The following is a 23,408-nucleotide window of genomic DNA, read 5'->3' as shown; positions in this document are numbered from 1 at the left end:
ATTTAATTGTAAAAGTCATGAAGCTTTTTTAGTAATTCATACCTAACTTTGTAATAGTTTAAATCTCTTTTTTTAAATGATTCTTTTGGACCTTTATTGGTGTTTAAAATTCCTTTCTTAAAATTTTCATACCATGAAGCAACAGTTTTTTTATTAATTGCATATTTTTTTGCAATAAAACTTATACTATTATTTTTAATCTCTTGTCCTATCCTTTTTCGAAAATCTGCTGTATATTTATTAAATTTTTGTCCTTTTCTTGCCATATAAAAATGCACCTCCTTTAAAAGTTTAGCAAAGACTTTTTTTCTTTACTTACTTTTTTGGGTGCAGTCTATTTATCGCGAAGAAAAATTCGCCAAATTATGATTAAAAATCAGTTAGTATCTAAATACACCAAATTAAAATATTGTAATCATAAGTCAATGGTTAATAACGACGAAATTAGCAACGTTTTAAACCGTGAATTTAATAATAAACAACCAAATGAAGTTGTTGTTAGTGATTTAACATATGTTCAAGTTGGTGCTAAATGACATTATATTTGTTTATTAATTGACTTGTTTAATCATGAAATAATTAGCTATAGTGCCGGGACAAACAAAACAGCCCAACTAGGACAAAAAGCCTTTTATTCAATTACAAGACCATTAAATCAAATTACGTTATTTCATACTGACCGGGGTAATGAATTTAAAAATAAAATCATTGATAATATCTTAAATACTTTTAACATCAAACGATCATTAAGCAATAAAGGCTGTCCATACGATAATGCTGTGGCTGAAACAACTTACAAAAGTTTTAAAACGGAATTTATCAAGGGGCAAAAATTTATAAATTTAACCCAATTAAAATACAAATTATTTGACTTTGTGCATTGATATAACAATATTCGAATTCACGGTCGTTTAAATTATTTAACACCTGTTGAATTTAGAAAACAACAGTCCATATAAAAAGTGTCCTAAAAAGGGTTGCCAATCCAATATTTATATCATATCGTAAATATAAAATAATGTGTGATAAAATTAAGAAGATAAATTATAACAGAGAGGAATAAAGATTTTTGATGGCAAAACAAGTATTTAAAAAAATAATAAATAATCGAAAGTTGATTGTAGAACATGGTCAGTTAGCAAAACAAGCAAGTGGCTCAGTCTTAGTTCGCTACGGAGAAACGGTTGTTTTAGTAACAGCAACAGTTAATAATAAAGTTAGTGAAGCTGATTTTTTTCCGTTGACGATTGTTTTTCAAGAAAAATTATATTCAATAGGTAAAATTCCAAGGGGATTGTTAAAACGAGAAGGGAAACCATCAGAATATGGGACATTATCAGCACGGGTAATTGACCGATCTTTACGGCCATTATTTTCTGAAAACTTCCGGAATGAAGTGCAAATTGTTATTAATGTTTTAGCAGTTGATAATGATAATGATGTTCGAATTGTTAGTTTATTTGCCGCATCATTAGTCCTTGGTATTTCAAAAATTCCTTTTGCTGGACCAGTAGCGGGAACATTAGTAATGGTTGATCAAAAGAATAATATTATTATTAATCCCTCATTAGAGCAACTAAATGATGGCCAAATGGAACTAATTGTGGCAGGAACAGTGGATGCAATTAATATGGTTGAAGCAGGGGCCAAAGAAGTTTCCGAAAATTTAATGTTGCAAGCAATTTTAACTAGCCATGAGATTATTCAGGAGTTAATTGCTTTTCAAAATGAAATTATCGCTAAAGTTGGGGTTCCCAAAATGGCGGTTGAATTGTTTCAAGTTAGACCAGAAATTATGACTTATGTTGATGAAAATTATGCAAAGGAATTAGTTACTGCAGCACAAATTAAAACAAAGATTAAACGTTATGAGACAATTGAATTTTTAACTGAGCAAGCAATTAGTCATTATCCTGTTCCATCATCGCTTGCGGAGAAAGAACAAAAAAAGTTAATTACCGAATTAAAAACAGCGTTACATGATATTGTTCGCCAAGAAGTACGTCGTCAAATTATAATTGATAAAACTCGGTTAGATGGCCGGAACTTAGATCAAATTCGTCCATTAAGTAGTGAGATTGATATCTTACCAGTTGTTCATGGGAGTGCTTTATTTACGCGTGGTGAAACACAAGTTTTATCAGTTGTAACGTTAGGAACATTAGGGGAAAAACAAATTATTGATGGTATTACTGACGAAGAAGGGAAACGCTTTATGCACCATTATAATTTTCCCCCATTTTCTGTTGGACAAACTAACCGAATGGGTCCTCCTTCACGACGAGAAATTGGCCACGGTGCATTAGGAGAGAAGGCCTTAAGTCAAATTATTCCGAATGAAAAAGTGTTTCCATATACAATTCGAATTGTTTCAGAAGTTTTAGAATCAAATGGTAGTACTTCGCAGGCATCAATTTGTGCTGCGACATTAGCTTTAATGGCCGCTGGTGTTCCAATTACAGCTCCCGTAGTGGGAATTGCAATGGGATTAGTTAAAGAGGGGAAAAATTATACTATTTTAACTGATATTCAAGGAATGGAAGATCACCTTGGCGATATGGACTTTAAAGTAGCGGGGACGGCAACGGGGATTTGTGCCTTACAAATGGATATTAAAATTGCGGGGATTGATAAAACAATATTAAAAGAGGCATTAATGGCGGCTAAAAAAGCACGTTTAACAATTTTAGAAAATGTCTTGGCTGCGATTGCAACTCCACGGTCGGAGTTAGCCCCAACAGCGCCAAAAATGAAAACATTTATTATTCCAGTTGATAAAATTCGGGAAGTTATTGGTCCTGGTGGTAAAATGATTATAGCTATTATTGAAAAATCTGATGATGCCAAAATTGATATTGAAGATGATGGACAAGTTACCATTTATCATAAAGCAACAACGGCAATTGAAAAAGCATATCAATTAATTAAAGCGATTGTAACGCCCGTTACAATTGGTGAGGAAATAATTGGACCAGTTGTTAAAATTGAAAAATTTGGGGTTTTTGTTAATTTGAAAGAAAGTGTTGATGGTTTAATTCATATTTCGAAGTTATCAGACAAAAATGTTGAAAAAGCGGAAGATATTGTTCAATTAAATGATAATGTTAAAGTTAAGGTTTTAGAGATTAATGAAAAGGGGAAAATTAAATTACAATTAATGGAAATTTTACCTAAAAAGTAACTTAATTTTTTAATAAAAAACTTTAATTTTGTCGAAAACTCTTGATAAAGTCAAAAAAAATCATCAATATGACAATTTGAAAACGAATTTGGTGGAAGATTATTATTGTTCTTTAACTTTTTTAGATGTTAAAATATAATACCGTTGCTTGTTGGTTTGGTGTTAAACCTTTGTGTTGGTATTTTCATTTTCAGAGATTTAAATAATTTTGAATGTTAGTAAAACCTAAACCCTGATAATGAATTAAGGCTTCTTTAAGACTTGCTTGTAATTTACTAATTTTATTTAATTTTCGATAACTGGCATCAGGATTTGTCCTAGTTTTAGTGGCATATAAAGTAGAACTTGTTTGTTTTGCTACTAATAAATATAATGGTTGCATATCAGAAATAATAATGAAATTTTTGTTAATTAATTTTGTATTCATATTTTCAATAATTCACTGTTTTTGTAATCGTTTGGTATTAGTGGATTGAACAAAAATATTATTATTAGTATCAACCGCCATTTGAATACAACATGGATTGGCAACCCTTTTTAGGACACTTTTTATATGGACTGTTGTTTTCTAAATTCAACAGGTGTTAAATAATTTAAACGACCATGAATTCTAATATTGTTATATCAATGCACAAAGTCAAATAATTTGTATTTTAATTGGGTTAAATTTATAAATTTTTGCCCCTTGATAAATTCCGTTTTAAAACTTTTGTAAAAGTAGACTGCACCCCGTTTAGTAAGTATTAATAAAAAGGTTTACAAACTTTTATTTATTATACTTCTTGAGATACTAACAAAAATAAAAAAATTACAAATAAAAAAAATTAAATTAAACTTTAAAATAATCATTTTTAAAAATTTTAATTGCTTTTTAAGCATAAATAATCAGGTATCGCAAGAAGACTAATATCATGGTTTAGGTTTTACTAACATTCAAAATTATTTAAATCTCTGAAAATGAAAATACCAACACAAAGGTTTAACACCAAACCAACAAGCAACGGTATTATATTTTAACATCTAAAAAAGTTAAAGAACAATAATAATCTTCCACCAAATTCGTTTTCAAATTGTCATATTGATGATTTTTTTTGACTTTATCAAGAGTTTTCGACAAAATTAAAGGAGAATTTTCATAAAATTAAATCAAAAAAGCGATATACTTATTTTAACGATAGAACTGCTATTAAATGTATATGGTTTCCACAAATAATTTGTTAATTTTAACTTGCATTTTAAAACTAAACTTTATATTATTACTTTAACAACTTTAAAAAGCAATTTTGGATGTTACGGGAATTAGGTGTGAATCCTAGGCTGTCCCAGCAACTGTAAAGTGAATGAAAACTAAGATAGTTTCATTGAGAAATAATTTCTTGAGAAGGATTAGCGAGTAAAGTGAAACAAAGCCAGTAGACCGATCTAAAAAACATTGATGAGATATCAATGCTGCACTTATAGTTATTATCTCTGGGGTTGGATAATTAATTATTTATTAGTGAAAACTATTAAATAATAATTTGAAAGACGTCAAAAAGCGTTTTTTAGTTGTTAATTTAAAGCAGTAATCCTATTTAAAGGAATTATTTAAAAAACAATAAAATAATAAGAATTAATTAATAATTAAGTGAAATAAAATGTAATTTAAAATAATAGTATAAATTAAACATCATTTATGTGAATATACAACAATATTCTTTTTCGTGTTTTTGAAATGTCATTAAATTTTGAAAATTTTAAATAAGAATAGGACTGATAGGGATTTATTGTTAATTAAATTAATCGGAAAAGAGAGGAACAAAGAATGACACCACATATTAATGCCAATAAAGATGAAATTGCGAAAGTTGTTTTAATGCCAGGCAACTCATTACGAGCAAAAACAATTGCGGAAAAATATTTAACTGATTTGAAATTAATAAATAAAGTTCGTAATATGCTAATGTATACTGGCAAGTATCAAGACATTGAAGTAACAATTGCCGGAAGTTATAATCCAGATATTAAAGTTTATGATATTTTTAATGTTAAAGAGGCCTTTGGTGAGAGTAATTATGCTAAAATTGCGGCTAATATTTATAGCAATTTAATTGCAGCGAGTGAAAAATTATTTACTGAGATTGAGGCAGTAGCGCAAGCTAAAGGAATTAAAACGCATACTGGCGTTGCTGTTTTTTATCGTTATGATGACTCCTTAGCCTTTATTACTGAACATAATTTAGATGTTGTTGAAATGGGAATCGTATGTTTTATTTGCTAATGCGATTGTAACCCAAAAACAAGTAGCAACTTTATTAACAGTTTCTGATCATCTTGTGACCAAAGAAGGTACGACAGCATCGGAACGCCAAAATAATTTTATGATAATGACTGAATTAGCGTTAGATACTGTTGTGCAATTAATGGGTTAGACCAAATGAAAGGAGCAATAAAATGAAAATTGCAGTCTTTGGAACCGTTGGAGCCGGGAAAACAAAAGTTAGTGATGAATTATGTCAACAATTAAACTATGATTTATTTAAAGAACCATTAGAAGAAAATCCATATTTTAATGACTTTTATCAAGACATGGCAGGATTTGCTTTTAAAATGCAAATTTATATGTTAACAACAAGAATTGAACAGTATTTTAATATTGATAATTACGACAATACTATTTTTGATCGCACAATTTTAGAGGACCCGGTTTTTGTTCGCGTTTCACATTTATTAAACATTATGAATGAAACTGATTTTAAAGTTTATAATCGTTTCTTTCAAAATGTTATCATCCCAATTTTGAAACAAAAATTAGGGTTTGATGTCATTATTTATTTAAAAGTTTCAACAGCGAAAGCTGTTGAACGAATTAAGCAACGTGGGCGTCAATTAGAATTAGAAACCCCATATCACTATTGAGAAAAGTTAAATGAACAATATGAAGTTTTATATCATGAGTTAAAAAAGGACTATAAATTTATTGTTGTTGATGCTGATAATGATGATTTTTCTGAAAAGATAAATGTCATTATGCAAAATTTATTAACCCTTGATAATAAAATTTCTTGTTTAATTTAAAAAATAATTATTATTAAAATTTTAATTTAATAAGGAGGAAGTTAGAATGAAAAGCATAAATAATAATATTGAAACAAAAAGTTTAAGTAATTTAAGAATTTTGGGGTTAGATCCAATTATCTATAATAAAACTGGTCACCCTGGGATTGTCTTAAGTGCAGCACCACTGATGCAAGCAATTTATTTAAATAATTTAATTGCAAATCCGGCCGTTCTTGATTGAATTAATCGTGATCGTTTTGTGTTATCACCAGGACATGCTTCAACACTACAATATGCAATTTTACATTTAGCTGGTTATAATTTAACAATTGAAGATTTGAAAAATTATCGTCATATTAATTCAAAAACCCCAGCGCACCCTGAATATGGGGTAACACCAGGAGTTGATAACTCTTCGGGACCATTAGGACAAGGAGTTGGCTATGGTGTTGGAATGGCTTTAGCGGAACAACATTTAGCTGCTAAATTTAATAAACCAGATTATAAAATTATTGATCATTATACGTATGTATTGTGTAGTGATGGTGATTTACAAGAAGGTGGGGCAATTGAAGCAATCCAGTTAGCTGGGGTATGAAAATTAAATAAATTAATTATGTTATATGATTCAAATGATTGTCAATTAGATACGAAGTGTGATGCTGTTTTAAAAATTGATTATCAAGACTTTTTTGAAGCGCAAAACTGAAATTATATTCGGATTGAAGATGCCGATGAAGATTTAACAGCAATTCAAAAAGCAATTGCCCAAGCCCAAAAAGCTGATAAACCAACTTTAATTGAATGTAAAACAATTATTGGTTATGGTCATCCAAAACAAGGATCACCAATGCATTCTTCACCATTTACGCCAGAAGAAATGGACCAAGTTAAAGGATTTTATGATTTTAACCATCCGCAATTTTATGTTGATAATGATGTTAAAAAACATTGACAAGAGACATTTGTAAAACGTGGATCAACAAAATATGAAGAATGAAAGAAAAAAATTACGGCTTACAAAGCAGCTTTTCCAAAAGAACATGCAGCATTATTTACCGTACCAACAGTTGAATTAAAAGCGTTTGAAGGATTATTAACAACGGACAAAGATAAAAAAGCGGGAACGCGAATTATTATGGGAGAGGTATTTAAACATTATCAACAAAAATGTCCAAATAATATGTTTGGTGGTAGTGCGGATTTAGGAACAGCGACAAAAATTATTGGTTATAATGGGTCATGAACAATTGAAACGCCCGAAAATAATAATGTTCATTTTGGGGTGCGAGAATTTGCAGCCGGAACAATTAGTATAGGAGTTGAATTACATCACGGATTAAAAGGATTTAATTCAACATTCTTAATTTTTGCAGATTATATGAAACCATGTATTCGTATGGCTTGTATTCAAAACTTACCTGTTATTTTTGGTTTTTCACACGACTCAATTGGGGTTGGTTTTGATGGAAAATCACACCAACCAGTTGAACAATTAGCAATGTTACGAAACTGTCCAAATTTGAATGTTTTTCGTCCTGCTGATATTAAGGAAGCAATTGGATGTTTGAAAGCCAGTGTCGAATCAAAAAAAACGCCATCAGCATTAGTTTTATCGCGCCAAGATACGCTATATCAATTGGCAGAAACATGTTGAGAACAAACACCTAAAGGTGGTTATGTTGTTGTTGGAGAAGATGAGAAAAAACCATTAGACGCTATTATTATTGCAACAGGGACCGAGGTTGCTCCAGCAATTGTCGCGGCTAACACAATTAAGAAAAACATTCGGGTTGTATCAATGCCTTGCGTTGAATTATTTGAACAACAGCCAAAGGCTTATCAAGAAAAAATTGTTCCAAAAGAAGTGACAAAAGTAATTGCATTGGAATTTTCAAATGATTATGTTTGATACAAATTTGTTGGGAAAACTGGTTTAGTGTTAGGAGTTGATGACTATGGTTTATCAGGAAGCGCTGATGCGATCATCAAGTATAAACACTTAGATCAAACTTCGATTATTAATAGAATTACAGCATATTTGGCAGAATAATGATTACATTAAAAAAAGTATTAGCTTATAAAACTTTTTATGTAATTCGAAATCATAATTATGCTGTTGCGCAACAAATTTGTGAACAGTTAATTAACTTACAAGTAAAATGTTTAGAATTAACTTTTACGATTCCTAATGTTGAACAATTAATTAAATTTTTTCGATATAAATATCCAGCAACATTAGTTGGGGCGGGAACCGTTTTAACATTAGACCAAGCAATTCGAGCTACGGAAGCCGGAGCGCAATTTTTAGTCGGGCCAGTTTTTAATCAAGCAGTTAGTGATTATTGTCATCAAAATAATTTATTATATATTCCAGGAGCGATGACATTACAAGAAGTTAGCAATATTGTTAATGCAAAATGGGAAATTATTAAAATTTTTCCAGCGACAGCTTTTAAATTAAATTTTATTCAAACAATTAAAATATTTTTCCCCACAAAAGTTTATATGGCGTCGGGAGGAATTAATTTAACGAATTATGAAGAGGCAACAAGGTTAGGATATGATTTAATCGCCGTTGGGGCTTTTATTACCGGAGATGTTAATAGTAAAGGTCTTGACTTGGAAAAACTTAAAATATTTGAAACAATAGTTAATCAATAAAGGAGAAAAATAATATGAAAGATAATAGAAAAGTAATTTATAATGCGGGCAGTATGTTTACTGAGGCCCAATGAAATACAAGAAAACGAGAAGGCGATTTGTTACGCGAAATGTTTCCAGATTTTGTGATTGGTAATCCTGTTGATTTTGAAACAAATCAAACAGTTCGTCCAACAAATAAAGCAATTTTTGAATTAGATTATGCAGGATTAACGGATGCTAATTATGTTATTTTTGAATTAGATGGATGAGATTCAGGAACACATATGGAATTTGGTTTAATGGTTGAGCAAGCATTGCATAATAAGAAGAAATATTTATTTCCAGTGATTTCTGATTTTCGTTTACAACAGGGAATTTTAAAAGGAGAATTCCCTGGTTTTGGTTTAAATGAAATGATTACTGGTGCATTATATTTTGAACCATTAAATAGTGGTGATATTCCGCAAATTACGTTATGCGACTCACATAAGATGGCATGTGAAGCAATTAAGGCAATTGAAATGGGGGAAATCGCTGATTATAGAGAAAAATATGATATTAAGGATATTTTTAAAGAAGATAAGTTATATAATGGTTTTGATTGTCAAATTTAAAATAATTATCCGAATTACGAAAAAGTCAAATTCAATATTAGACTGCACCCAAAAAAGTAAGTAAAGAAAAAAAGTCTTTGCTAAACTTTAAAGGAGGTGAATTTTTATATGGCAAGAAAAGGACAAAAATTTAATAAATATACAGCATATTTTCGAAAAAGGATAGGACAAGAGATTAAAAATAATAGTATAAGTTTTATTGCAAAAAAATATGCAATTAATAAAAAAACTGTTGCTTCATGGTATGAAAATTTTAAGAAAGGGATTTTAAACACCAATAAAGGTCCAAAAGAATCATTTGAAAAAAGAGATTTAAACTATTACAAAGTTAGGTATGAATTATTAAAAAAGCTTCATGACTTTTACAATTAAATAAAAGAAAAATTGTATTTTATCGCCAAATTGTAAAGTTAAGTGCAACTAAATTATTTTTCTAACCAAATATTCGATTGGCGAAAGATAATTTAGTATTTTTCTTGGTCTTTGGTTTAAAGACAATATAAATTTATGAACTGCATTTTTAGTAGTATTTGAAAAATTAAATTTTTTAGGAAATTTTTCTCTAATTAAACCATTAGTATTTTCATTAGTACCTCTTTGTCAGGGTGAATATGCATTAGCAAAATAAATTTTCACATTTAAATTTTTTTCAAGTTGTTGTCAATTAGCAAATTCTTTACCACGATCAAATGTTATAGTCTTAACAAGATTATTTGGAAGAATTGATAAATAATGGCTAATATTTTCGTTAATAACTTTAGTAGTTCTATTTTCAACTAATATTGCTAAAGTAAATCTTGATGTTCTTTCAACTAAAGTTATTAAACATGATTTACTTTTACCTCGTGATGATACTACGGTATCACCTTCTCAACGACCAAGAGTTACGCGATTATTAACATTAGCATTTCGTTCTTTAATTGATTTACCATTAAATTTACCCCGATTTTCTTGATATTTTCGTTTCTTACCTTTTCTTCTTAAATTTTTATTAGTAACTTTTTCAAGTAATCCAGAATAAATTCAATTGTAAATTGTTTTAAAACTAATAATTCATTCTTTATGAAAATTTTTAATTCTGCCATAAATTTGTTCGGGTGATCAACCTAATAATAATTTTTGTTGTACATATTTTACTAATTCTCTATTTTTAAACTTATGAAAATAAATATGTGATTGTTTTCTATTTTCTGCTTTATTTTGTGCAATTAATGAAAAATAATGATTATTATCTTTATTTCTATTAACTTCTCGAATAATAGTACTAATACTTCGATTAAGATTTTTAGCTATTTCACTAATTTTTAATTTAAACTTCAATTGATTCTCAATATAAATTCTTTCATCTATGCCAAGATGTTTATATCCCATATAAAAACTCCTTGCTTTATTTTTTCTAAAATAAACTTAGCATCATAAAATTTTTATATGAGATTTTTTGCAATTTTATTTACTTGCACTTACAAGTATAATTCAGCATAAAAGAAAACCTTAATAAATTTAGTGGATATTTATTAAGGTTTTCTTTGATAAAAAATACAATTTTTCTTTTATTTAATTGTAAAAGTCATGAAGCTTTTTTAATAATTCATACCTAACTTTGTAATAGTTTAAATCTCTTTTTTCAAATGATTCTTTTGGACCTTTATTGGTGTTTAAAATCCCTTTCTTAAAATTTTCATACCATGAAGCAACAGTTTTTTTATTAATTGCATATTTTTTTGCAATAAAACTTATACTATTATTTTTAACCTCTTGTCCTATCCTTTTTCGAAAATATGCTGTATATTTATTAAATTTTTGTCCTTTTCTTGCCATATAAAAACGCACCTCCTTTAAAAGTTTAGCAAAGACTTTTTTTCTTTACTTACTTTTTGGGGTGCAGTCTAGTCTACTTTGTAAAGATTTATAAGATATTTAATAAATGTGTAAACAACTTTAAGTTAACGAAAAAGTTGTGATAAAAAGTTTCTATTTTAAGAATTTAAGATGCTGCCATTTCTCTGAATTAATTAATAATTATGGGTTTACAAATAAAAAAACAACCCTTTTTATTTAACAAGAGTTGTTTTTTGTCGCTTCATCGTACATGATACAATATAAAGAGTTTTCTACAAAATTAAAGAAGATTTATCACCAATATTTTTAAAAATAAGTTATAATATAAATAATGTTATGGTTAAGGAGGAAAACAATGGCAAAAATGAAATATGTAACAATTAAAATTACTGTAACATTCCAAAAAGTAATGCTTTGAATTTCTGGGTTTTGATTATTTATCTTGGCAATTTTAAATTCTTTTCCTATCGTTCATGTTAACACAAGACTTTTTGATCTTCATAATACTGGTGGCGATAAGGGCACAATTATTTTAATTACAGCTTTCTTATTTATTTTTATTGCAACCTTTATTCGACATAAAATCGGTAAACTAGTTGCAGGAATTATTTTTATTACTATTGCAGTTGTTGGAATGATTGGAGCAATTATTACTTCAACAAAAGAAGTTTCAACATGAGTAATTGTTGTTGGTGAATTAATCGCTATAATTGGTGCATTAATTTGATTATTAGAAGGAATTGGGGCAATTCGTGCCACTAAAAATAGTCCTTCAACAAGTACAACACCTACAAACAAACAGTAATTAATTACAAACAATAAAAAAATGTTTAACCAAATTGGTTAAACATTTTTTTATTAATGTCTATTATTCAAAATCAAACTCTTCTTCTTCTGCCTAAATCACTGTCTCATAAAACTTTCCTAATGATTGATTTTTATTATGACGGTCTTCTTGTTTTCCTTTAATTTTTCGTAGTTGTTCTTCAATTTTATATAGTGTTTGATCAACTGCTTTATAAAAATCACTATTACGAACTTCTGCTTTTAAGAAATTATTTCGTCCTCTAATATCAATTGCAGTATGAATTACAATATTATTTTGCTGAATTATACTTGTAAGTGCAAGTAAATAAAATTGCAAAAAATCTCATATAAAAATTTTAGGTTGTATAAATTATTTAAGGGTTTTAATTAATACCTTAGAAATTGTGGAATAATATACCACTTACTTATCTAGATTATATTACTTGTATCATGTACGATGAAGCGACAAAAAACAACTCTTGTTAAATAAAAAGGGTTGTTTTTTTATTTGTAAACCCATAATTATTAATTAATTCAGAGAAATGGCAGCATCTTAAATTCTTAAAATAGAAACTTTTTATCACAACTTTAAGTTAACGAAAAAGTTGTATTACACATTTATTAAATATCTTAGAAATTTTTACAAAGTGTACCTTTTTTTCTCCAATTTTAAGGTGTTGTCCTTTCTCTGTTTTAGTTAATTAATTTGGCTAATAAATAAAAAAACTTAATATTAAAGGAAGGAGTAAGTAATGGAAATTAATACGCAACAAACAATCTGTGATGTTGATAATTGCTATAAAGCAATATCATTAATTACCGAAGAATTTTTATCAAATAAAGTTTTATGAACTTGTGAAAAACATAAAGATTTATTAAATCGTACAAAAGATAAAAAACAAACGCGGTTTTATAAAAAATTAGAAAATTCAAAAATTATCTTTGATTGAGAAACTGGTTCTTTTAAACTTTGATTTTATAAAACAACTTAATGCAGTGTGGGACGGTTATTTTAAATAACTAAGTGCTTCCATAAGAACATGAGTTTAAGCTCATTCCCACAGCCAGCCGAGGCAAGTACTGAAATAGTGTATGAGGAAACATGTAAATCGGCGCTGGTTATATTTAAACTAAGCGATAGTCGTGATAAGTGCAAAGTCAACATCGAACGACAATAAAAATAGAGATGGCCACTTTATAAATAAATTTGCGATAGACATTGTCCCATCGAGGATGGCAGCGGTTCTACAAACCACAAAGCCAGCACCAGGCTCTTCAAGGTGCAAGTGAATTTATTTTAAAAACTGAACGTTTTGACTTGAAATAGTGCGGATGAAGAGAGAGAATTCTCTGGCTTTACCTCATAAAAACAACTGTCTATTATCTAATAATAAACAAATATTAAATATATTATCGCCACCGCTCACCCCCAGTGAAGCGGATGGCGTAGTAAATAAATAGATAAATACTTATATAACTAATTCTCGCTTTGGCACTTTCACTTGGGAGTGAGTGCCAGCGAATTAAAAATAGGAGGAAATATAATGGAATATAAAAGTTTGTATATTAATAAAACTTGAAGTGAAATAACAACATCATTTGATTGAGTGAATTGTCAACCTGTTAATTGTCGTATTTCTCATCATAAAAATCATTATGATTTACAGTGTTTAGAATGAGCAAAAATGTACTTAAATTTATTTGAAGATAAATGAGATGTTATTGCTTCTTATATGCAACATTATAAAATTAACGATATTTTAGATTTAGCATCAGATGGTTGAAAAATATTACAAATTGAGAAAAAAATCAATCAAATAATTTAGGAGGTTTATATGAAAAAGTTAAATAAAATTTGTCTTAAACAAAGATATTGAGATTATTGTTTTCATAAAGAATGCAATAAAGAAAATAAATTGAATGAATTAATGCTTAAAAGTTATCCAGTTTCATTTGAAGATATGACTGATGAACATTGAGCATTAAACAATAAAAATAATTAGGAGGAATAAGAAAATGTCATATTGTATTAGTGATTACTTAAATGAAAAATGAATTAATAATAACGCATTAAAAATTAGTAATAAAGATATTATTTATGCACAAATTGATAGTGACTATGATAAGAGTTGAGAATTAAATTTATATCTTAAATTTGGTAATGAAGAACGACATGTAGGTAATATTTCATTGCCAAAAGATTTTGATTTAAATTTAAAATGATATGAAATTGATGAGGTTAAAGGTTTAATAGATGATTATTTAGAAGATGAAGAAGCAGACTACGAAGTGATAAATTATGAATAATATGTGAAAAGATGAAAGTGGTTATGTTTATAGCGAAGAAGATTTATTTAATATCGCATTAGAAGAATGTTGTTCAGAAGAAAGTGCCTATGAATATATTGATAATTTAATTATGGATATGAATTTGGAGGAAATTTAATTATGGCAGATTTAAAATTAAATAATCAAATTAAAAATATTACCTATCCATTTTATTTAAAAGGTAATGATTTTAAAGAATTAAGTTTAAAAGCATTACCGATTAAAAATTGAATTGATAATCACGGTAAAGAATTAACAGATTTTATCTATCGTCATCTTAATCATTATGCATTAAATGGTTATCAAGATATACATTTAAAAGATATACCCAGTGCTATTAGTAAAATTGATTTTGTTTTTAGAGAACCATTAGAATTAATAAAAGATTTTAAAGATGAATTAAATCGAATTAGAGTTAATATTATTAATTTAGAAAAAGTACTTCAAAATAATAAAATTGAAATTAAAAATAGCCTAATACAAGTTCAATATTTAAAACAACAACAGTTTATTAAAACTAAAAAACAAGAACAAGAAAATAGGGTTGAATATGCTAATAACTTAACGCCTGATATGGGGTTAGACATGGACCAAATTGAAGATGAACAAGTTCGTGTTATGGAAGATGTAGCAAAAATAGAACAAGATTTAGAAAAAACTACTAGTAAATTTCGGAAAGAAAAAATATTAATTAAAGATATTGATATTTTGGGTGTTAATGATGATTTTTTACAAAATGCTGATAAATTAGAACTTATTAATTTAATTAAAAATTATTTAATTGTTGATGAACAAATTGTTAAAAACGAAATTAAAAAACAATGAGATAGTAATAAAAACATTAATACTATTGGTGTTAATGGAATTAAATTCAAAATAAATAAAGGAGAGAAATAATTATGAATAATCAAATGGGAATAAAAGAATTAGTAGCAACAGCAATTAAAGCATATGAATTAAATGTTAATGCTAAATATTTACAAGAAAATTTAATTGCTTTACAAGAACTAAAATTAAAAAATAATCAAAGTTATATGAATTTAGTGGGTAATGCTGATAATGGAAAAATTACAGCCTTAGGAATTATTAATTTAAGTAATAAAGGTTTAATATTCGGAAAAGATTTTAATATTATTCCATTCAAAAATAAATTAACAACTATTATTGATAGTAGTGTGTTTCAAAAAAGAATGGAACAAGAAAATTGAATGTTAAAACGAGGAATTATTTATAAAAGTGAAAAATTTGTATGAGATACCGATTTACAAAAACCAAAATTACATGAAATAGATTTTATGACAAATACCAGTCAATATGAAAATATTATTGGTGCTTATGCTTTTGGAATTAATCGTTTAACTGGTGAAACAAAAGGAATTTTATTAAGAAAAGCTGATATTGACCGTTTAAAAAATAGTAGTCCAAGTGGAAATAGTGAATATTCGCCTTGAAATAAATGACCAAAAGAAATGGTTGAAGCAAAATTATATCGTAAATTAGCCCAAGAATTAGGTGTAGATATTACTGACATTGATTTAGATGAAAAAGAAATTAAAGAAGATGGTAATTTTGATTATATACCTTTTAATGATATTACTGTCGCCAAAAATAAGGGGCAGATGAGCGATGAACCCTTATCAAACAATATAAATATACCTCATCTTATATAGAAATAGCGGATACAAACAATAATGTAGTTAAAGAAGAAGATATTTCTAATGTAGTACCAACAGTTAATAATAATGATGAAGAATGAGCAACTTGATAAAAATAGGTATTGACCCATCAGGGACTGGTACTACTGCTATCGTTACTTTTAAAGATAATAAATTAATTGATAAATCCGAATATACACATTATGATTGAATTACACAACCCGATATTATTTTAGATGTATTAAGACCAGATGCAATTGTTAATATTGAAGATTGTTTATATACATCTGATAATGCAAGTAAAGATAGGGATGATTTATTAAAAGTAATTGGAACAGTTAAATACAATACAAAAAAAGTACACAATATTAATTGAGTATCACCAAAACATACTAAATCAATTGTTAAAAATATGGAAAATTTAAGTAAATATAATGACAGTTGTATATGAAAATTTGATAAAGATAGTAATTTAATTTATCAATATGGTAAAGGTTGAAAATATAATAATGAGAAAATAAGTAATCATTTACGAGATGCAATTATTATTGCTAATTATGAGGTTTAATATTATGAAAAAATCATATAATCAAAAAACAGGAAAATATTATTCTTGTAAAATTCGAAATGTTAATATTTACTTAAATGAAAATGAAGAAAAAGTTTGAAATAAATTATCTAACTTTGATACTTATTCACAACGAATAGAATATCTTATTAATTTTTATATAAGTCACAACAAAGAAAAATAAAAAATAACCTTAATTGGTTATTTTTTTAAATACTATTTGTTAGTTGTCTAATAGCATCTTTTTGTGCTTGTTTTTTGTCGTTTACTTTAACTTGTTTTTTAACATTTTTAATTTGACCTGTTTTAAGGGCTAATTCTGTTGCATAATCAGGTCCTCGTAAATGTTTTTCGTGGGCAATAACAGCCGTTCTCAATTCTCTAAGTTCTGCTTTATATTTTTTAATTTTTTTAGCAGATAATCCAAGAATACCAAGACTACCCATTCCACCAGCACCAGCTAACACAAGTAAAGCAATCATTAATGTTTCATTCATGTTTTTGTTTCCTTTCTTATCCTTACTCAAACAGTGGCCATCCATTTTTTCAGAACAAAATAATTTATAAATTAAGCTATATAACCACCCAAAATATCTACCACCCCTATATATAGTCTATTTTAATAAAATTTAATTATTAGTTTCATAATTATTATTTATATTTAATTTTTTGTTATTTTCTTCTTGTTTTTGTTTTTTAATATTTTCGTTTTGTGTATTTTTAAATATTTCTTCTGTTATACCATCTAAATTATTTCATTGTTTTGCTATTCTTGGTTGAATAACACGCGGATTAATCCGACAATCTAAACAATGTCTTAAATGGTCTTTTTTTCATTTTAATTTATCAATTAAAATAATAATTAAAGAAATTATTAAAGTAATTAAAGGTAAAATTGTAAATAATAATCCCATTTTAGATAATTTTAATCGTGGAATATCAATTTTCATATCTACTTTTGGTTTACTACTAGCAACAAATATACCCTGAATTCCATGTGTAAATAAAGGTGTTAATAAAATGGCAATACCATTGCCTCAATATTGACCATAATTGTATCAATTAATTTGATCCTTAATACTATTAATCATCCCGTATTCCAATCAAAAATTTAATGCTAAAAACATTAAAGTATAAAAACTAACTACTCAACTCCTAATTTTATATTTTCTTTCTCATTCTCTAATATCTTTATGAGTTCAATTATAAGTTGGAATAGGATCTTTTTTAAATCAATTTCAAGGTAATGCACCCTTTAATCAAGTTGTTTTATCTTGCTTCATTAATTAAACCCCTTTCTAACTTACTTTTTTTCTTTCAATGTGTAAACCAGTAATTGTTCCATCTGTCCCACCAGTACGTATAGCAATAATTCCATCATCTTCTAATTCTACGCGATGAGAAAAAACGTTTTCTAATTCAAATGATCCAACAGTTATTTTTCCCCTAAAATTTTTGTATGTTGATAAATAATAATAATTTTGATTACTTGTTTTAATTCAAATATTGTATTTATAATTTTCTTTATCTCAATTTTGTATTTCATAATCAAACCTTGTATTATCTAAATCACTAGTGTCAACAATTTCTCAATCTGAAATATTTGTTTTTCAAACACCATTTTCATAATAAATCGTATCATTATCAAACGGAACAACAAGTTTAATATATTCATTATAATCAATTTTACTATAATCGATAATTGTTGGGTGAGTAATATTAATAGTATTATCGGTTTGTACTCGTTCTTTTAAATAAAATAATAAAGTTTCATAAAATGTTTTTTTAGTAATATATTTATATTCTTCTTCTCAAGAATGAGCATAATTCCCTAAATGATAATTATATGGTCTCGTAACTGTTTTACTAGATATAATATCAATTATTTCACCAGCTAATTTTAAAGCATTTTTAACATCTCTAGTAATATTTTCATTTGCTTCGGGGTCATTGGTTTGTGAATAAGCAACTCCACCTTGTGAAAATGAAGCACTACCAGTTAAATCATTAACACCTTTTGGTAAATATCAATTCATAACTGCTAATAAACAAGCAGATTGAATATAACTTAATCATTTATCATATTCAATTATTCCAGTATTATCTTTTTTTACTCAGGGAAATAAATCTTTTTTATTAATCTTATCGGAAATTGTTCCACCTGATAATCTATCCATTCATAAACTAGTTTTTAAAATAGCATTATAAATTAAATTATCATTATAAGCAGATTGCTTACGGTCATTAATAGGTTGTCAAAGTTTACTTTCTTTAACATCTTCAACTGTTATAAATAACAAATTACTTAAATTATTTTCCATATAATACACCCCTTAATTGATTATGATATTTATTTCTTAAATTAGATAGTTTATAACTATTAACTTTTCTTTGTGCTTTTTTAATTTTTTTAATAGTTTGATTAGTTTTATAAAACATACTTTTAACTGGTGTTTTATATAAATTATTAATATTTTTAACATCACTTTTTCGCTCTCGATACCATTTTTTATTATTAATTTCACCAGCAAAATTGAAATTAAAGTGTCCAATCTTTAAATTATTAATAAACCTTTTAATTTGTTGTAATTTTTGAATATGTGGTAATGTTAATTTGATATTTCCTTTTGGGTATTTTTCTTTTAATTCTTTTGGTAATCGTTTTTTAATATAATCTCTTAAATGACTAGGTAATCATTTTCTTAATCAATAACGCCAAAATAAAGTTCCAGCATTAGATACAGCATTACTTAATAATTTTCAAATTTCAAATGGAACACTAGGATAAACATATGGACCATAAAACTTCGGATGTTTTGCTGTTTTTGTATATATTAAAATAGTTAAATTGCCTGTTAAAGTTAATTTATTTGTTATATTAAACATACCACTATCAAGCCAACTACTATTTAAAGGTTGTCAATTAGTGTTTAGATAATTTTCTTTTTTAAATTGTTCTCTATTTTTAATATTGTTATCTTTTTCTAATTTACTTAATATTTGTTTAATTTCTTTTTTATGACCTTTTTTAATTAAATTTAAATAAGTATAAGGATTTAATCACTGATAAATATCTTCAATTTTATTTGTAATTTTATTATATTTATCAGTAACATAATTAATTGGCTTTAATACTTTATTTTGAACTTGATTAACTCTATTAATTAAATTAACAAACTTATTTATTAAAGGTTTATTTCCTAAATTTTCTGTTAATAAAGTTAAAATTCGTAATATTAATAAATTCATTGTTTATTAAGAATTTTTAATTACTACTTCAATTGACTTTGTTTTACCAGTTGCTTTGTTTTTACCTTCAATTAAAACTTCAACAATTTTATCATTTGTAATATCAATTGGTCAGTCTTCACCTTTAGGATTAATAGAATAATCAAAATCATTTTCAGTTAAAGAACTATCTACAGTTTTAACTGCTTTTAAAACAACGTCTTTAAATTGTGGTTTTAATCATCCATCACTAACATCTTTGGGATCTGGTAAATTAATGATTGGTTTATCTAATTTATTTATTTTACTAATATCTATTTTAGCAACATCTGGTGTTAAAATTACATTAGATTTTGTTGTATTTATTGGTGTAGAAATTTCATAATCAACCGGCACTCTAAATGTTTTATTTAAATTACTTTTAGCAGTATCAATTTCTTCTTGTGTTGGTTGTTTTTCTAAAATAATCTTACATGTTTTTGGATATAAAATAGTTGGTGTTGCATATTGCACTTTACCAATTCATTTAGGGTTAGCAGTATCATTATCTAAAACTTGTTGAATAGTATCCATATTAATTGGATATGCTCATACTTGTTTATTAATAAGTAAACCATTTATATTAGTAAAATTATAACCTTTATCTCGGTTAACTTGTCCTTTTGTATATGTTTTTTCTAAATGAAAACTTTTCGATACCGGAATACCCATTGCGGTATTTTCATATAATTCACCATTAACCATTGCTTTTAATTGAGCTTGTGAACCAATTACTTTTAAATAAGCAGGTGTTAATCCTAAATAGGCTCTTCGGCCTAAAACCATAAACATTTTATCGGTTGGTAAACCAAAATATAAATTACTAATTTGATTAGTTAATTCAATCAAAGTTTCATTTAATGTAAAGAATGCTTTATTTGCTTCATCGGCACTATCGGCTGTATAACTACGAAATGGAATTACTTCATATTGACCATCTGCTAAACAATAATCATAAATCCCCTGAATTAATTCACATTCTAAATTAACAAATTTATTCTGGACAACACTAGCAATAGCATCAGCAATAATACCATTTTTAATATTTTGTTCTATCATTGCTAAGTCAAATGCTTCATTCATTAATTTTAAATTAAATCTTTTATTAATAGGCACCGGAATTCTTGTTAATCCCATAGTTTGAGTTGCCCCACCATTTGGTAATGCATAATCATCTTGTCATACCACACGATGAGTTAAATTATATAATGCTTGTCCTGCATTAGGTAATCAAGCAACTTGTTCAGCAGTTGCAGTTGCATATTGCATAATACTTGCATGCTCATTCATTAATGGTCCTCTTAGCATAGCGTTAACCATATCAACATAGGCTTTTTGACCTGTTGTATTACCTTGTAATGTAAAATGTACTTGCGGCAAATTAATTGTTGCCATAATATTTCACTCCCTTATTATCTAAGGTTTTTAAGTGTATAATCAGTTAATTTCTTAATTTCTTCTGGAGTATATGCTCCTTTTTCTTTAATAGTTTCAATTTCATCATTTTTATTTTCAACCGAATTTTCAATCATATCTTTAATTAAATTAGCTGGTGAAACTGATGGTTGTTCTTGCACAAACAAATCAGGTTTTAATTCTTTTAAAGTTTGCATTTTTTCAGATAAAGAACTACCACTAACTTTATCTAAATTAGTTTTAATATCTTCAATTTTAGTAGATGGAACATCTTTAAAGGCTTTTAATTCATCTAATTCATTAGATAATTTAATAAAGTCTTCTTTTGATATAACATCTTCGCTTTTTTGCACACTTTCTCTAATTTGCTTTGCTTCATTATTAAACTGATTTAAGATATTTTCTGCAATTTCTTCACTTAAACCTTGTTCGATTAATTGTTCTTTTATAAGTGCCATTTTATAAACTCCTCTTTTTTTATCCTTGTCCGATTAACAAGTCAGCGTAACTCTTTTTTACGGAAAAAGATTAAACCTATGCCTTCATTATATACTATTATTTTACTAATACAACACTTTATGTAAAAATAAATAAACTTAATATATTTCATTGCTAATTTACCCCTTAAAACGTGTATTAATAGCTTTTTAACAAGATAAAAGTTTTTAAAATAATTACTAATTTTGCTTATATATATATATATATATATATACTGGGAATAGATCTTGATAAAAAGTTTCAAGATTAAGAAAAGGAGAAAAACAAGTATGAAAAAGTTACTTAGTTTATTAAGTGTATTAACAATTGGTGGGACTGCTATACCAACAACAATCGCCGCTAGTCCATATCAAAAAGAAAATAGTAAATTAAATCGAGTTAAAAGAGACACTCAACCTCAATATTGACAACAACAATATAGTCCGGCAGAGTGTTTTTATAATCCGATAGATTTTAATCGCACCGTACGTTATAATAAAAACGGCACTTGAGAATATGACAATATTACTCAAAGTGAGAGAAATTGTTTATGACAAAAAGGTATTAGAGAAGCAAATTTTAGAGCACAACAAAGAATTCAAGAATGAAATAGTTATTATGAAAAACAAAGAATTGAACAACAACAACATAATTATAATCAACAAGTTAAGAGAGAGTGAGAAAAAGAACAACTTCTAAAATTCAAAAACGATTTAATACAAGCAGAAAAAGAAGGAGCAAACTTAACTGATGATTTAAGAGCTGCTTTTAAAATGCACGGACCTAAAGTTATTGGTGCTGGAACAGGTGCTTTAACAGGGGTAACTATTGGTCTTTTATGTGGCCCCGGGGCACCCGTTTGTTCTGCTGTTGGTTCAGTAATTGGAGCAATTGTTGGAGCGATTTCTGGTGGTGTTGCTTATGAAATAATAAATAGAATATAATAAATAAAATTATTATATTTATGGAAATAATATAAAAGTTATTTCCTTTTTTAATTAAATTAACAAACTTTATAAAAATACAAAGGAATTAAAAATATGAAAAAAATATTAAGTATCATAGGTGTAATATCATTAATAGGAACAAGTACAACAAGTTTAATTGCTTGTAATACACCACAATATAGTGAAGAAAAATTAAAAGAACAAAAAGAAAAACATAAAATAGATACAAATAATGAAAATATTAAAAACCATTTAGAATGAATAGCACCACAAGAAAAACCATTTAATAAGATTGATAATAAATGATATTATGTAACATGGCGTGGTAATAAAAATCATAATTGAAGAATTATTAATTTTAAACATAATGAATTAAAAATAGGGAAAATATTTGATAAATATAATAAATATACATTGGAATTAAGAGAAGAAACGGGATATCCATTTTATTTTACTTTATATGTTAGATATTCTTCTTCTTGAGCTCCGGCAGATTGAGAATCATATAATGGTGCCGGTACATACTTTAAATCAGTTTATCGTTGAAATTTAGATACCAATGAACCTAATTTAATTGTTGATGAAAATAGTAATGTAAAAGTTAATGAATAATAGGAAAAGAAA

The 23,408-nt window shown here is 27.0% G+C and carries 31 protein-coding genes, 1 pseudogene and 1 riboswitch; of the genes and pseudogenes, 20 read left to right on the top strand and 12 right to left on the bottom strand.

Features of this window, described 5'->3' with window-relative positions; translation table 4 throughout:
• Window positions 1-2: 2 nt before the first annotated feature.
• Entirely contained in the window at window positions 3-266 is a 264-nt protein-coding gene (locus tag ACQH23_RS01740; protein ID WP_425378689.1) for a hypothetical protein, read from the bottom strand.
• Between the two features lie 225 nt (window positions 267-491).
• Between ACQH23_RS01740 and ACQH23_RS01735 the strand changes: the two are divergent.
• Window positions 492-959 (top strand): annotated as a pseudogene (locus tag ACQH23_RS01735) (IS3 family transposase); the annotation flags it as partial.
• A 113-nt stretch (window positions 960-1,072) separates the two neighbouring features.
• Window positions 1,073-3,181: a polyribonucleotide nucleotidyltransferase gene (locus ACQH23_RS01730; protein ID WP_425378688.1), complete on the top strand. Its 2,109-nt coding sequence runs from the start codon at window positions 1,073-1,075 to the stop codon at window positions 3,179-3,181.
• 121 nt (window positions 3,182-3,302) lie between these two features.
• Here the strand turns inward: ACQH23_RS01730 and ACQH23_RS01725 are convergent, their stop codons facing one another.
• Complete coding sequence (locus ACQH23_RS01725) at window positions 3,303-3,689, bottom strand: hypothetical protein (RefSeq protein WP_425378687.1); 387 nt, start codon at window positions 3,687-3,689, stop codon at window positions 3,303-3,305.
• 41 nt (window positions 3,690-3,730) lie between these two features.
• A complete protein-coding gene (locus ACQH23_RS01720) occupies window positions 3,731-3,838 on the bottom strand; it encodes an IS3 family transposase (protein WP_425379282.1) in 108 nt (35 codons plus the stop codon).
• Between the two features lie 611 nt (window positions 3,839-4,449).
• Window positions 4,450-4,621, top strand: a riboswitch (cobalamin riboswitch).
• A 364-nt stretch (window positions 4,622-4,985) separates the two neighbouring features.
• Here ACQH23_RS01720 and ACQH23_RS01715 point away from each other — a divergent pair.
• The 6 genes from ACQH23_RS01715 (at window position 4,986) to ACQH23_RS01690 (ending at window position 9,852) form a co-directional block, all read left to right on the top strand.
• Window positions 4,986-5,441, top strand: coding sequence for a hypothetical protein (locus ACQH23_RS01715; RefSeq protein ID WP_425378686.1), 456 nt, complete (start codon window positions 4,986-4,988; stop codon window positions 5,439-5,441).
• Between the two features lie 173 nt (window positions 5,442-5,614).
• The gene (locus ACQH23_RS01710; protein ID WP_425378685.1) at window positions 5,615-6,238 is read left to right on the top strand and encodes a deoxynucleoside kinase; all 624 of its coding nucleotides are present in this window, start codon (window positions 5,615-5,617) and stop codon (window positions 6,236-6,238) included.
• Between the two features lie 46 nt (window positions 6,239-6,284).
• Window positions 6,285-8,273: a transketolase family protein gene (locus ACQH23_RS01705; RefSeq protein ID WP_425378684.1), complete on the top strand. Its 1,989-nt coding sequence runs from the start codon at window positions 6,285-6,287 to the stop codon at window positions 8,271-8,273.
• A complete protein-coding gene (locus ACQH23_RS01700; protein ID WP_425378683.1) occupies window positions 8,273-8,884 on the top strand; it encodes a bifunctional 4-hydroxy-2-oxoglutarate aldolase/2-dehydro-3-deoxy-phosphogluconate aldolase in 612 nt (203 codons plus the stop codon). Before ACQH23_RS01705 ends, ACQH23_RS01700 begins: the two co-directional genes overlap by 1 nt.
• A 14-nt stretch (window positions 8,885-8,898) precedes the next feature.
• Window positions 8,899-9,480 carry a nucleoside 2-deoxyribosyltransferase gene (locus tag ACQH23_RS01695; RefSeq protein WP_425378682.1) on the top strand — a complete coding sequence of 194 codons (582 nt, stop codon included), beginning with the start codon at window positions 8,899-8,901 and terminating at the stop codon, window positions 9,478-9,480.
• A gap of 108 nt (window positions 9,481-9,588) precedes the next feature.
• Window positions 9,589-9,852 (top strand): hypothetical protein, encoded by a 264-nt coding sequence (locus ACQH23_RS01690; protein WP_425378681.1) that lies wholly within the window; start codon window positions 9,589-9,591, stop codon window positions 9,850-9,852.
• A gap of 48 nt (window positions 9,853-9,900) precedes the next feature.
• On the opposite strand, the gene ACQH23_RS01685 is transcribed toward ACQH23_RS01690, so the two are convergent.
• Window positions 9,901-10,851 carry an IS30 family transposase gene (locus ACQH23_RS01685; RefSeq protein ID WP_425378680.1) on the bottom strand — a complete coding sequence of 317 codons (951 nt, stop codon included), beginning with the start codon at window positions 10,849-10,851 and terminating at the stop codon, window positions 9,901-9,903.
• 183 nt (window positions 10,852-11,034) lie between these two features.
• Window positions 11,035-11,298 carry a hypothetical protein gene (locus tag ACQH23_RS01680; RefSeq protein WP_425378679.1) on the bottom strand — a complete coding sequence of 88 codons (264 nt, stop codon included), beginning with the start codon at window positions 11,296-11,298 and terminating at the stop codon, window positions 11,035-11,037.
• A gap of 376 nt (window positions 11,299-11,674) precedes the next feature.
• Between ACQH23_RS01680 and ACQH23_RS01675 the strand changes: the two genes are divergently transcribed.
• Window positions 11,675-12,124: a hypothetical protein gene (locus tag ACQH23_RS01675; protein ID WP_425378678.1), complete on the top strand. Its 450-nt coding sequence runs from the start codon at window positions 11,675-11,677 to the stop codon at window positions 12,122-12,124.
• 93 nt (window positions 12,125-12,217) lie between these two features.
• Here ACQH23_RS01675 and ACQH23_RS01670 read toward each other — a convergent pair whose 3' ends face one another.
• A complete protein-coding gene (locus ACQH23_RS01670) occupies window positions 12,218-12,463 on the bottom strand; it encodes an HPF/RaiA family ribosome-associated protein (protein WP_425378677.1) in 246 nt (81 codons plus the stop codon).
• 415 nt (window positions 12,464-12,878) lie between these two features.
• On the opposite strand from ACQH23_RS01670, the gene ACQH23_RS01665 reads away from it, so the two are divergent.
• The 9 genes from ACQH23_RS01665 to ACQH23_RS01625 all read left to right on the top strand — a co-directional run bounded on the left by ACQH23_RS01665 (window position 12,879) and on the right by ACQH23_RS01625 (window position 16,861).
• Window positions 12,879-13,118: a hypothetical protein gene (locus tag ACQH23_RS01665; RefSeq protein WP_425378676.1), complete on the top strand. Its 240-nt coding sequence runs from the start codon at window positions 12,879-12,881 to the stop codon at window positions 13,116-13,118.
• A 516-nt stretch (window positions 13,119-13,634) separates the two neighbouring features.
• Window positions 13,635-13,952: a hypothetical protein gene (locus tag ACQH23_RS01660; RefSeq protein ID WP_425378675.1), complete on the top strand. Its 318-nt coding sequence runs from the start codon at window positions 13,635-13,637 to the stop codon at window positions 13,950-13,952.
• Between the two features lie 9 nt (window positions 13,953-13,961).
• Window positions 13,962-14,129, top strand: coding sequence for a hypothetical protein (locus tag ACQH23_RS01655; RefSeq protein WP_425377945.1), 168 nt, complete (start codon window positions 13,962-13,964; stop codon window positions 14,127-14,129).
• A 13-nt stretch (window positions 14,130-14,142) separates the two neighbouring features.
• Entirely contained in the window at window positions 14,143-14,433 is a 291-nt protein-coding gene (locus ACQH23_RS01650; RefSeq protein ID WP_425377946.1) for a hypothetical protein, read from the top strand.
• A complete protein-coding gene (locus tag ACQH23_RS01645; RefSeq protein ID WP_425378112.1) occupies window positions 14,426-14,572 on the top strand; it encodes a hypothetical protein in 147 nt (48 codons plus the stop codon). Before ACQH23_RS01650 ends, ACQH23_RS01645 begins: the two co-directional genes overlap by 8 nt.
• A gap of 2 nt (window positions 14,573-14,574) precedes the next feature.
• Window positions 14,575-15,351, top strand: coding sequence for a hypothetical protein (locus ACQH23_RS01640; protein ID WP_425378674.1), 777 nt, complete (start codon window positions 14,575-14,577; stop codon window positions 15,349-15,351).
• 2 nt (window positions 15,352-15,353) lie between these two features.
• Window positions 15,354-16,124: a recombinase RecT gene (locus ACQH23_RS01635; protein ID WP_425378673.1), complete on the top strand. Its 771-nt coding sequence runs from the start codon at window positions 15,354-15,356 to the stop codon at window positions 16,122-16,124.
• Window positions 16,125-16,206: 82 nt separating this feature from the next.
• Window positions 16,207-16,677, top strand: coding sequence for a hypothetical protein (locus tag ACQH23_RS01630; RefSeq protein WP_425378672.1), 471 nt, complete (start codon window positions 16,207-16,209; stop codon window positions 16,675-16,677).
• 4 nt (window positions 16,678-16,681) lie between these two features.
• Complete coding sequence (locus ACQH23_RS01625; protein ID WP_425377672.1) at window positions 16,682-16,861, top strand: hypothetical protein; 180 nt, start codon at window positions 16,682-16,684, stop codon at window positions 16,859-16,861.
• A 25-nt stretch (window positions 16,862-16,886) separates the two neighbouring features.
• Here the strand turns inward: ACQH23_RS01625 and ACQH23_RS01620 are convergent, their stop codons facing one another.
• The 6 genes from ACQH23_RS01620 to ACQH23_RS01595 all read right to left on the bottom strand — a co-directional run bounded on the left by ACQH23_RS01620 (window position 16,887) and on the right by ACQH23_RS01595 (window position 21,818).
• The gene (locus ACQH23_RS01620; protein ID WP_425377640.1) at window positions 16,887-17,219 is read right to left on the bottom strand and encodes a hypothetical protein; all 333 of its coding nucleotides are present in this window, start codon (window positions 17,217-17,219) and stop codon (window positions 16,887-16,889) included.
• A gap of 87 nt (window positions 17,220-17,306) precedes the next feature.
• Entirely contained in the window at window positions 17,307-17,960 is a 654-nt protein-coding gene (locus ACQH23_RS01615; RefSeq protein ID WP_425378671.1) for a hypothetical protein, read from the bottom strand.
• 15 nt (window positions 17,961-17,975) lie between these two features.
• Window positions 17,976-18,998, bottom strand: a complete 1,023-nt coding sequence (locus ACQH23_RS01610; protein WP_425378670.1) for a hypothetical protein — start codon at window positions 18,996-18,998, stop codon at window positions 17,976-17,978.
• A complete protein-coding gene (locus ACQH23_RS01605) occupies window positions 18,988-19,926 on the bottom strand; it encodes a hypothetical protein (RefSeq protein WP_425378669.1) in 939 nt (312 codons plus the stop codon). The genes ACQH23_RS01610 and ACQH23_RS01605 overlap by 11 nt, the downstream gene beginning before the upstream one ends.
• 6 nt (window positions 19,927-19,932) lie before the next feature.
• The gene (locus ACQH23_RS01600) at window positions 19,933-21,339 is read right to left on the bottom strand and encodes a hypothetical protein (RefSeq protein ID WP_425378668.1); all 1,407 of its coding nucleotides are present in this window, start codon (window positions 21,337-21,339) and stop codon (window positions 19,933-19,935) included.
• 17 nt (window positions 21,340-21,356) lie between these two features.
• Entirely contained in the window at window positions 21,357-21,818 is a 462-nt protein-coding gene (locus ACQH23_RS01595) for a hypothetical protein (protein WP_425378667.1), read from the bottom strand.
• A gap of 309 nt (window positions 21,819-22,127) precedes the next feature.
• On the opposite strand from ACQH23_RS01595, the gene ACQH23_RS01590 reads away from it, so the two are divergent.
• Window positions 22,128-22,781, top strand: a complete 654-nt coding sequence (locus ACQH23_RS01590) for a hypothetical protein (protein WP_425378666.1) — start codon at window positions 22,128-22,130, stop codon at window positions 22,779-22,781.
• A 96-nt stretch (window positions 22,782-22,877) separates the two neighbouring features.
• A complete protein-coding gene (locus ACQH23_RS01585; RefSeq protein WP_425378315.1) occupies window positions 22,878-23,396 on the top strand; it encodes a lipoprotein in 519 nt (172 codons plus the stop codon).
• Window positions 23,397-23,408 lie beyond the last annotated feature (12 nt).

Source organism: Spiroplasma endosymbiont of Polydrusus pterygomalis, from assembly GCF_964030635.1.
In the GTDB taxonomy this organism is placed as follows: domain Bacteria; phylum Bacillota_I; class Bacilli_A; order Mycoplasmatales; family Mycoplasmataceae; genus Spiroplasma.
The sequence above is the reverse complement of the archived record's forward strand: the minus strand, read 5'-3'. Positions and strand labels throughout refer to the sequence as shown.